Here is a 6,548-nt window from a genome sequence, read left to right on the forward strand (position 1 = left end):
ACATGCCAGAGTCGGTCCCGATCGAGCGCCGGCGGTGCGCGTCGGTCGAGCATGCGGTAGATGTAATAGCGGCGCCTAGCCGAGATGCGCGCATCGAATTCGTCGGACACAGCCTCGGCGCTCAGAACCGCGACCGGCAGATGCTTCAGGCGGGCATTGCTCGCGTCACGCACGACATCGGTGCGCCACTCCTTGTCCAGAACGACATGGGCGACCTGATGCGTCGCATGGACGCCGGCATCGGTGCGCCCGGCGCAGTGCAGGCGGACGGCATGACCACAAAAGGCCTCGACCGCTTCCTCGATGCTCTGTTGAACCGACGGACCGTTGAGCTGACGCTGCCAGCCGGAGAACGGCGTTCCATCATACTCGATGACGAGCTTGTAGCGGGGCATCAGAATATGATGCCGAAAACTGGGAACCGAACTTTGGGCGACATCATGCGGGCGCCCTAGATCCGATGGCCGGGATCGAGCCGCGCGCCGCGCAGGAATTCGCTCCCGCTCATGGGCGCACGGCCGGCGCGCTGAACCTGAAGCAACCTCACTGCGCCCTCGGCGCAGGCGATCGTGCCCTCACCGTCCAGCAGCGTGCCCGGCTCGGCAGCGCCGCCAGCCAGCGCCGTACGCAGGATCTTGAGCCTCTCCGGCCCCTTTCCGAGATCGACCTCGGCAAAGGCGCCTGGAAAGGGCGAGAGCCCGCGCACGAGGTCATGGACCTGCTGCGCTGGACGCGCCCAGTCCAGCTTCGCCTCGGCATTGGCGATCTTGGCAGCGTAGGTCACCCCCTCGACGGGTTGTGGAGTGAACTGCAGCCCGCCACGCCCGAGCGCAGCCAGGGCGCGCACCATCAGGTCGGCGCCAAGCGAAGCCAGCCGATCATGCAGTTCGCCGGCCGTCATATCGGGGCCGATCGCAAGCTTCTCGACCATGCCGACCGGGCCGGTATCCAGCCCCGCCTCCATCTTCATGACGCAGATGCCACTCTCGGCATCGCCCGCCATGATGGCCCGCTGGATCGGGGCAGCGCCGCGCCAGCGCGGGAGAAGCGACGCGTGCAGGTTGAGGCAGCCCAGTTCCGGCAGATCAAGGATCGCCTGCGGCAGGATCATGCCATAGGCGACGACGACCGCGACGTCGGCCTGATGCGAGGCGATCACCTCGGCAGCTTCGTCGGTCTTCAACGTCTTCGGCGTGAACACCGGAATGCCGAAGCGCTCGGCGGCGCGATGCACCGGGGACGGCTTCAGATCGAGACCACGACCGGCCTGCGCCGGGGCGCGGGTGTAGCAACTCACAACCTCGTGGCCCTGGCCGATGATCTCGGTCAGGGTCGGCACGGCGAAATCCGGTGTGCCCATGAAGATGACGCGCAAACTCATGCGAACAGCGCCGCTTTCTGATCGATACGGATCATTCAGGCCGCGCTGTCGCGACGCGCCGCCTTGGCGAAACGCTTGGTGACACGCTCGCGCTTCAGCCGCGACAGGTGATCGATGAAGAGCACGCCATTGAGATGGTCGATCTCGTGCTGAAGGCAGGTGGCGAGCAGGCCGTCCGCCTCGATGTCCTGCACCTTGCCGTCGAGATCGAGATAGCGAACCTTCACCCGCGCCGGACGCTCGACCTCCTCGTAATATTCGGGGATCGAAAGGCAGCCTTCCTCATGGATGTTCAGCTCCTTGGAAGACCAGGTGATTTCCGGATTGATGAAGGTCATCGGCGCCTTCTCCTCCTCCGGCTTGGCGAGGTCGATCGTCAGCAGGCGCAGCGGCACGCCGATCTGGATCGCTGCCAGGCCGATGCCGGGTGCGTCATACATGGTCTCGAGCATGTCGGCGGCGAGCGCCTTGATCTCGGGCGTGACGGCCTCGACAGGTTTCGAGACCTGGCGCAGGACTGAATCGGGCAGGATGACGAGAGGGCGAATAGCCATAGGGCGCTCGAACCGGTTTTTCTTGCTGACGCCGCGGACATAAGCACTTGTTGGCGGGTGGTCAAACCGTTCCGCTTTCGTTCGGCATGCGCACGCGAATCGGCTAATCTGCCGTCATGAACGGAATTGCCTTCACGCTGCTCGAGCGGCCGGTCACCTGGAGCGAGGCCGCCCTTGCCTTCGCCGGTAGCAGCCTGTTTCTGCTTGTGCTCGTCGCGTTGTCGCTCTGGCGCAGTTCGCGCGGGCGAGCGATCGAGGCCGTCATCGCTGCCGAACGCGCCCGCGAGATGGACGACAAGGTCGCCGAGATGAACCGCATGCAAGCCGAGATGACGGGCCGGATGCAGACGATGGCCGAGATTCTCTCGACGCGGCAGGCCGACCTTGCCCGCCTCGTCGCCGAGCGGATGGACGGCCTGCGCCAGCAGGTCGGCTCCGGGCTCGAGCAGAACGTCAAGCAGACCACGGAGAGCCTCGGCAAGCTGCAGGAACGGCTTGCGGTCATCGACGCTGCCCAGAAGAACCTGACCGACCTGACCAGCGAAGTGGTGACCCTCAAGGACGTGCTCTCCAACAAGCAGGCACGTGGCGCCTATGGCCAGGGCCGGATGGAGGCGATCATCCGCGACGGGCTKCCCGCCGCCTTCTTCTCGTTCCAGCCGACGCTCTCGAACCGCAACCGGCCGGACTGCCTCGTCACCCTGCCAGGAGACGGGCGCGGCCTCGTCATCGACGCCAAATTCCCGCTGGAGAGCTTCACCATGCTGCGCGAAGCGCGTGGCGAGGAGGCAAAGAAGGCAGCGGGCGTGCGCGTGCGCGGCGATGTCGGCCAGCACGTCAAGGATATCGCCGAGCGCTATTTCGTGCCCGGCGARACGCAGGACATGGCCCTGCTCTTCGTGCCGTCCGAATCGATCTATGCCGACCTGCACGAGCATTTCGACGACGTGATCCAGAAGGCCCATCGCTCCCGCGTCATGGTCGTGTCGCCGTCCCTGCTCGCCCTGGCGATCCAGCTGATGCAGTCGCTCATTCGCGATGCCCGCATGCGCGAGGAGGCTCGCGTCATCCAGACCGAGGTTGGCAGGCTCCTGACCGATGTCCGCCGGCTCGGCGAGCGGGCCGAGAAGCTCGACCAGCATTTTCGCCAGGCGCAGGAGGATGTCGCCGGCATCCGCACCTCGGCCGGCAAGATCACCAGCCGCGGCGACAAGATCGGCGCGCTCGAATTCGATGAGCCGGCGAAGAGCGAGCCGTCGCTACCCTTCGCCAAGGGGCTCGAGCTGAAGGCCGCCGAGTGATCAGCCGCGGTTGAGCACGGCCGAAAGCTCCGGCTTGACGTTCAGCGTCTGGAAGACGACGCAGTAGCGCTCGGTCAGCTTGAGCAGAGTGTCGAGCTTGTCCTGTGGGGCGTCGCTCTCGACATCGAAGGACAGGCGGATCGCCTTGAAGCCGACGGGCGCATCCTTGACGACGCCGAGCGTGCCGCGGAAATCGAGATCGCCCTCGGCCCTGACAGTTCCCTTCTTCAGTTCGATTTCAAGGGCGGTCGCGACCGCCTTCAGCGTGACGCCGGCGCAGGCGACCAGCGCCTCAAGCAGCATGTCGCCGGAGCAGAGCTCGGCACCGGTTCCGCCGGTCGCCGGGTGCAGCCCGGCCAGGGCGATCGCGCGGCCGGTCTCGACCTTGCAGGCGATATGCTGGTCGTCGAGTTCGCCACGGGCCTTCAGCGTGATCACCGCGGCGTCGGGCGCCTCGCGGTATTTGTCCTTGAGCGGAGCCTGGAGGGCGCGAAGCGCGGTGACGTCCATGGTTCTCAACCTTCTTCAGACGAGCGGCGATGTGCCGCCGTGATAAGCCTGTCGCCGACGCGGGGCCAGCCCCAACCCGGCATGGGCGTCTCGCGCCTCACCACCACATGCCTGCGGTCTCGGCGGCCTTGTGCTGATGCGGCTCTCCGTTCGCGAGGGAGCGATCGAGAGTGCGCAGGACCTCGCGCTTGCTCGCCTCGAAGGCTGGAGAGAGCCTGTCGCGCGGACGGGCGAGAGGATTGTCGAATTCATCGAAGATGCGGCCGGGGTTCGGCTGCATGACGATGATGCGATCTGCCAATGTCACCGCCTCCTCGACATCATGGGTGACCATGACGACGGTCGGCCGGCTCTCCTCCCAGAGCGCCAGCAGATGGCCGTGCAGGCTTGCCCGCGTCGTGGCGTCGAGCGCCGAGAAGGGCTCGTCCATCAAAAGCAGCTTTGGCCGTGTCACCAGGGCGCGCGCGATGGCGACGCGCTGCTGCTGCCCGCCGGACAGTTCGCGCGGCCAGCGCTTCTCGTAGCCGGCGAGCCCGACACGCACGAGCGCATTCGCGACCAGTCCCTCGCGTGCGAAGGGCGTCAGATGCGACAGGCCGAAGGAGACATTCTCGGAGACACTGAGCCAGGGGAAGAGGCGCGGCTCCTGAAAGATCACGCCGACATCGGCGCGTGGCGCCAGGATCGCCTCGCCGTCGAGGCTGACGCGGCCGGCGCTTGGTTGGTCCAGCCCGGCGACGAGCCGCAGTAAGGTGGTCTTGCCGCAACCGGAGCCGCCGACAAGCGCGAGGATCTCGCCGGCGGCCACGGTGGTGGTGACAGCAGACAGTGCCTGTGTGCCGTCGGCATAGGTTTTGGAGAGGCTGTCGAAGCTCAGCATCGAGGATGCCTTTCAGAGCTTGTCGCGACCCAGATCCTGCCAGGCGAGGAAAGGCCGCGTGATGGCGAGAAGCAGGCCATCCGCCAGTTTGCCGAGCACGGCGAAGGCGATGATGGCCGCGATGATGGTGTCGGGACGGCCAAGCTGCTGGCCGTCCACAAGCAGATAACCAAGGCCCTCGCTCGCTCCCATGATCTCGGCCGCAACCACGAACATGAAACCAAGGCCGAGGCCCGAGCGCAGCGCGGTGAACCAGGCGGGCAGGATCGCCGGCAGCAGCACCCGCCGCACCATGGCGAAGCGGCCGAGCCGGAAGACGCGCCCAACCTCGATGATCTTGCGATCGATCGAGAGGATCGCCGCCGCCACGCCGAGATAGACGGGGAAGAACACGCCAACGGCAATCAGCGCGATTTTCGACGCTTCGAAGATGCCGAACCAGAGGATGAAGAGCGGCACCCAGGCAATCGAGGGAATCGCTCGCAGAGCCTGCAAGGTCGGATCGAGCACGCTGCGCGCCAGAGGCAGGGCCCCCGTCAGCGCGCCGAGCAGCGTGCCGACAGCCGCTCCCAGCCCGAAGCCGGCGGCAACACGCCAGAGCGTGGCCGACGCATGGGTCAGGAGTTCGCCCGAGACGGCGAGTTGCCAGAGCGTCTTGCCGACCACGCTCGGCGGCGGCATCAGACGACCATTGGCCAAGCCGGCACCGACCAGGAACTCCCAGAGAGCAGCCAGAAGAAGCGGCAGCAGCAGGCCGGCCAAACCGAGGCCGCGGGGTTTCCGGAAGACATCCGGACGCCCCCTACCCTCGGCAACCGTATCGAGTCCCAGCGTGCTCATCGTTCCGGCTTGTGTCTGCTCGTCCGGGCTCAGTTATTGGCGGCAGCGAAGCGACGGTCGAGCAGGCTGTCGACCACCGCCTTGACGTCGGTCGTCGCCGGCAGGACGCCCGCCTCCTTGAGTGCGAGACCAGCAGCAAGGATGGTGTCGGCCTGGGCCTGCCCGATCGCGGAATGGGTCAGTTCGGTGCGGGTAAGCTGGCGCTCGATGACCGCGTCGGAGAGCTTGGTATAGTCGACGAGCACCTTCTTCAGCTCGGCCGGGTTGGCCAACGCATAGGCACGGGCCTCCTCGTAGGCGGCCAGCACCTTGCGGACCAGCGCCGGATGCTCGTTGGCGAAGGCCTCGCGGACATTCAGGATGCCCCAGGTGTTGTCCTCGGCCTTCCGGTGGAACAGCTTTGCACCGCTCTCGACCTCGGCTGCAGCCATCAGGGGGTCGAGCCCGGCCCAGGCGTCGACATCGCCGCGCTCAAGCGCGAGGCGGCCATCGGCATGCTGAAGCAGCACGAGCTTGACGTCCTTCTCGGTCAGCTTGGCCTCAGCGAGTGCCCGTACCAGGAAGATATGCGGATCGGTGCCGCGGGTGACGGCGACGCGCTTGCCCTTGAGATCGGCAACCCTCGTGATCTCGCTCTTGGCCCCGGTAACCAGCGCCGTCCATTCAGGCCGCGAATAGACATAGATCGACTTGATCGGGTTGCCATTGATCTTGCCGATCAAGGCGGCAGCGCCGGCCGTCGAACCGAAATCGATCGAGCCGGCATTGAGGAATTCGAGCGCCTTGTTCGATCCGGCGGATTGCACCCAGCGCACCGTGATGCCCTCGGAAGCGAGTGCCTTCTCCAGCGTGCCACGCTCCTTCAGCACCAGGCTGACGGGGTTGTAGGTGGCGTAATCGATGCGGATTTCCTTCGGCGCCTGGGCATTGGCGCTGAGAGCGCCCAGACCTGCACCGGCCATGGCAAGCCCGGCGAGTACAAGACGGCGGCTGACTGCCTTGATGACGTTCATTGTCGATCCCCATTTCGGTGACGCGAAGGGATCGGGAGAGGTCGAGCCTATCCTACCCCACGCTTTAGC

8 protein-coding genes are annotated in these 6,548 nt (G+C 66.0%); 1 reads left to right on the plus strand and 7 read right to left on the minus strand.

Annotated elements, in window-relative coordinates; genetic code table 11:
• The 3 genes from AC1DJT_RS33010 to AC1DJT_RS33020 all read right to left on the minus strand — a co-directional run.
• On the minus strand, positions 1–395 hold a 395-nt coding region (locus AC1DJT_RS33010), incomplete at its 3' end, for a tRNA pseudouridine synthase A (RefSeq protein WP_476835727.1).
• 56 nt (positions 396–451) lie between these two features.
• Positions 452–1,381 (minus strand): methionyl-tRNA formyltransferase, encoded by a 930-nt coding sequence (gene fmt / locus AC1DJT_RS33015; RefSeq protein WP_441490216.1) that lies wholly within the window; start codon positions 1,379–1,381, stop codon positions 452–454.
• 35 nt (positions 1,382–1,416) lie between these two features.
• Positions 1,417–1,935 (minus strand): peptide deformylase, encoded by a 519-nt coding sequence (locus tag AC1DJT_RS33020; RefSeq protein WP_441490217.1) that lies wholly within the window; start codon positions 1,933–1,935, stop codon positions 1,417–1,419.
• A gap of 116 nt (positions 1,936–2,051) precedes the next feature.
• Here AC1DJT_RS33020 and AC1DJT_RS33025 point away from each other — a divergent pair, with 116 nt between their 5' ends.
• Positions 2,052–3,236, plus strand: a complete 1,185-nt coding sequence (locus tag AC1DJT_RS33025; RefSeq protein ID WP_441507281.1) for a DNA recombination protein RmuC — start codon at positions 2,052–2,054, stop codon at positions 3,234–3,236.
• On the opposite strand, the gene AC1DJT_RS33030 is transcribed toward AC1DJT_RS33025, so the two are convergent.
• The 4 genes from AC1DJT_RS33030 to AC1DJT_RS33045 all read right to left on the minus strand — a co-directional run bounded on the left by AC1DJT_RS33030 (position 3,237) and on the right by AC1DJT_RS33045 (position 6,470).
• Positions 3,237–3,746, minus strand: a complete 510-nt coding sequence (locus AC1DJT_RS33030; protein ID WP_069877739.1) for an OsmC family protein — start codon at positions 3,744–3,746, stop codon at positions 3,237–3,239.
• 97 nt (positions 3,747–3,843) lie between these two features.
• Positions 3,844–4,626 (minus strand): ABC transporter ATP-binding protein, encoded by a 783-nt coding sequence (locus AC1DJT_RS33035; RefSeq protein ID WP_441507282.1) that lies wholly within the window; start codon positions 4,624–4,626, stop codon positions 3,844–3,846.
• A 12-nt stretch (positions 4,627–4,638) separates the two neighbouring features.
• Entirely contained in the window at positions 4,639–5,466 is an 828-nt protein-coding gene (locus AC1DJT_RS33040; RefSeq protein ID WP_441490220.1) for an ABC transporter permease, read from the minus strand.
• A 29-nt stretch (positions 5,467–5,495) separates the two neighbouring features.
• On the minus strand, positions 5,496–6,470 hold the full coding sequence (locus tag AC1DJT_RS33045) for an aliphatic sulfonate ABC transporter substrate-binding protein (RefSeq protein WP_441507302.1): 975 nt from the start codon (positions 6,468–6,470) through the stop codon (positions 5,496–5,498).
• Between the last annotated feature and the right edge of the window lie 78 nt (positions 6,471–6,548).

The sequence above is a fragment of the Allobosea sp. 05T422_2 genome, assembly GCF_056396265.1.